The following is a 1,191-nucleotide window of genomic DNA, read 5'->3' on the forward strand; positions in this document are numbered from 1 at the left end:
CGACGCTGCTGGGCACCGCGCCGGTCATCGAAGGCATGGCCACCTTGAGTGTGAGCTTCGGCACGCCGGGCGCGCATGCGGTGCGGGCGGAGTACAGCGGGGATGCGAACAACATCGGGCTGGGCAGTGCGGGGACAGTGGACTTCAGCGTCAGCACGCCGCCGGCGCCGGGGGGCAGCAGTACCACGACCACGTACCAGTACGACCGCGTGGGCAACACGGTGGTGCGCACGGACCCGCGGGGCTACAGCCAGCACACGGTCTATGACGCAGCCAATCGACCGCTGATGGACGTCAACGCCGTGGGTGGTGTGCGCCAGCAGCGCTACGACGGGCTGGGCATGCCGGTGCGGGTGTCTGATGCGGACGGTGTGGGGCAGCAGACTACGTATGACAATTTCGGTCGTGTCGCCAAGACGGTGGATGGCTTGGGCAATGCCCAGGAGTATGGCTATGACCTGGCCGATGGCCGCCCCGGCAGCCAGGGATCGCCGACCGAGGTCAAGACGACCAGCCTGACGCAGAAGTACCGCTTCGATGCGGGCGAGCGGTTGAGCAGCCAGCAGCTGCAGGACACCACGGCGTTCGCCGGCGCGGCGCGGGGACAGACGCAGAGCTATGACCTCGCGGGTCGCACGACAAGCCGCGTGGACGCCTACGGCAAGGCTGAGAAGTACGGCTACAACGCCTTCGGTCAACAAGCCGAGATCACGGACCGCCTCGGCGGCAAGACGCTGATCCGCTATGACGCCCGGGGCAACGTCATCGACGTGGAGAACGCCAAGGGCGCGCACTACCGCTTCGAATACGACAAGGCGGATCGCCTGATCAAGGAAGTGAAGCCGCTGGGCCAGGTCACGCGGTATGAATACGACGCCCAGGGCAATCTGCTGAGAAAGACAGATCCGCTGGGCCGAGTGCAGAAGTACAGCTATGACGCCCAGGACCGGTTGACCGAGGTCCAGCACCTGCGTGCCGACAGCAGCCTCTGGCAGAAGACCACCTTCCAGTGGCAGAACACCTTGCTGGTGGCCTGGGACAGCTGGGACTACTCTCGCCCGGACGGGCAGCAGCAGTCCAGCGCCACGCTGAACTATGACGAGGAAGGGCGCAAGACCGAGGAGACCGTGAGCCTGCCCAACCCGGCCGGTGCTCGCTACAGCATGAGCTACCGGTACGGCTACAGCGCGG

General features: G+C 66.0%; 1 pseudogene. It reads left to right on the plus strand.

The features are described 5' to 3' along the window. Nucleotides 1-1,191, plus strand: a pseudogene (locus tag H5407_RS23480) (hypothetical protein); the annotation flags it as partial.

Origin of the sequence: Mitsuaria sp. WAJ17, assembly GCF_014174515.1 — a bacterium.
In the GTDB taxonomy this organism is placed as follows: Bacteria; Pseudomonadota; Gammaproteobacteria; order Burkholderiales; family Burkholderiaceae_C; genus Roseateles_B.